The organism is Caballeronia sp. M23-90 (assembly GCF_053574605.1).
This window is the reverse complement of sequence record NZ_JBSIPA010000673.1, coordinates 1-2,503: the sequence shown is the minus strand read 5'-3', so window position 1 is coordinate 2,503 and position 2,503 is coordinate 1. Positions and strand designations below refer to the sequence as shown.

Here is a 2,503-nt window from a genome sequence, read left to right as displayed (position 1 = left end):
TCGCGGACCAGAAGTCGCACGTGCGGGTCGCGGACGCGCGCCTCGCCATCACCGGCAACGACGACGAGACGCTCTACGATGTCAGCCAGCAAGGCGTCGGGGTACTCGATGTCGCTCACGCCGGCAACACGCGCGGCGTGATCTGGCGCAGCGTCGGAGCACGCGCACCGATCGTGCCGGTGAGCCTGCAACTGGCGCAAGCCGACGTGGCCGTGCTGGACGGCACGGGCGTCCTGAAAGAGATCGATACCCGCGATCCGGCCGGCATGATCCGTATCGATACCGGCAATGAAGCAGGCGCGCCCTGGTCGGAGCGATGGTTGTCGTGGACAGTGCCGGCGTTGCTGGTCGGCATGTTCATCCTGCTGCTGATGTTCGCCGCGCTGGTTCGCAGCCGCAAGCAGCAGGCCGAAAAGCTGGCCGAAAAGCAGGCTGGAAACCCGTCGTCGAAATGAGGACACGCCATGGACCTGTATCCCGGTTACTACGCACAACAGTATTACTACGGGCTGCAATATTGCGCGGGCATCATTGCCGTGATCATTTTGATATCCAGCGCGGACGATCTGTTCATCGACCTGTATTACTGGGTCCGGCGGGCGTACCGGGCGCTTACGGTCAAGCGTGAATACACGCCGCTAAAAGCCGCGCAGTTGCAGGAGCGCGCGGAGCAGCCCATCGCCATCATGATTCCCGCGTGGCAGGAATACGACGTGATCGCGGCAATGCTCGAAGACGCCGTGCGCGTGCTCGACTACCGGAACTACGTGATCTTCGTGGGCACGTATGTGAACGATGCCGCGACCAGCGCGGAAGTCGAGCGCATGCGGATGCGCTACAAGCAGTTGCATCGCGTTGAAGTGCCGCACGACGGCCCGACCTGCAAGGCCGATTGCCTGAACTGGGTTGTGCAGGCAGCGCTCCAGCACGAACGTAACGCGGATCTGGAGTTCGCGGGCTTCGTGCTGCATGACAGCGAAGACGTGCTGCATTCGCTCGAACTGAAGTTCTTCAACTTCCTCCTGCCGCGCAAGGACATGATCCAGTTGCCGGTGGCCTCGCTCGAGCGGCACTGGTACGAGCTCGTTGCGGGCACGTACATGGATGAATTTGCCGAGTGGCATGCAAAGGATCTCGTGGTCCGCGAGAGCATGACGGGCAGCGTGCCGTCGGCAGGCGTGGGCTCGTGCTTTTCGCGGCGCGCGATGCTTGCGCTTATCGATACCACGAAGAACCAGCCGTTCAATACCGATTCGCTGACCGAGGACTACGACGTCGGCACGCGCTTGCTGAAGCTCGGCATGGAATCGATCTTTGCGGTATTTCCGGTGCAGTACCTCACGCGTCGCAAGAGCATGTTTGGTCTCAGCGAAGATCGCGAAGTGACCGTGACGGTGCCGCTTTCCGTGCGCGAATTTTTCCCCGACACGATTCGCACCGCCTATAGGCAACGTGCGCGCTGGGTGCTCGGCATCGGCATGCAGGGGTGGCAGCAGACCGGCTGGAGCGGCTCGCTCGCCAACCGCTATTTGCTGTTTCGTGACCGCAAGGGTGTGGTGACATCGTTTGTCGGCATGCTGGCTTATGTGCTCGTGCTGCAGTTCATTGCGTTCATGTGCGCGGCGTCGTTCGGACTGACGAGCGACTTGCTGCCCTCGCCGTTTGTCGATTCTGCGTGGATGAATACCGTGCTGGTGCTGAACACGATTGCAGTTGCGCTACGGGTCGTGCAACGGGTGTATTTCGTCTCCCGGCTCTACGGCTGGGAACAGGGCATCGTCTCCATCCCGCGCATGATCGTCGCCAACTTCATCAACTTCCTGGCGGTATCGCGCGCATGGCGCCTGTTTGCGTCGCATCTGGTCACGGGCAAGCGGCTTGCATGGGACAAGACGATGCACGATTTTCCATCGGCGGCGGGGCTTTCCGAAAAGCGCCGTCAACGGCTGGGCGAGTTGCTCGTCTCCTGGCAGGCAATCAACGAGGACCAGCTCAAGACCGCAATGGAAGACGAGCTGGCAAGCGAAGCGCCCCTTGGCCGCGTGTTGCTGGCGCGTGGCTGGCTCGACGAGGAGACGCTTGCCGAAGCACTGTCGTTTCAATCCGAGCTGCAGCGGGCCGCGCTTGACCCTTCCCTGCTCGATGAAGGCCAGACGCACGTGCCGCTCGAACATGCCATCCGATACCGCATCCTGCCGCAAGGCACCGACCATGCGGGCCGCCGGATCGTGCTGGCGGCAAGCCCGCTCGAGGACGAAGCGCTCAAGGAAATCGAGCGCGTCTCGGGCGGACCCGTCACGCAGCGGATCGTACGCGAGAGCGAAATCGCAACCGGCTTCCGGTTCTTGCGCGGCGCCGGCAACGCGCTTGAACCGAACGAGACGAACGTCCCGCTTCTCGGCGATCTGCTGATCCAGATGGGCTACATCACGCGCGATAGTTTCAATGAAGCGCTCAAGGTGTACAGGCCTGAACGCGATGGCCGCATCGGCGAATTCATGGA

Annotated in this window: 1 protein-coding gene and 1 pseudogene; both read left to right on the top strand. The window is 62.0% G+C overall.

The window, feature by feature from the left end:
• A pseudogene (locus ACRXB1_RS34470) lies at positions 1-455 on the top strand (hypothetical protein); the annotation flags it as partial.
• A gap of 9 nt (positions 456-464) precedes the next feature.
• Positions 465-2,503 (top strand): glycosyl transferase family protein (locus ACRXB1_RS34465; RefSeq protein ID WP_449494588.1); only part of this gene is annotated, 2,039 nt, incomplete at its 3' end.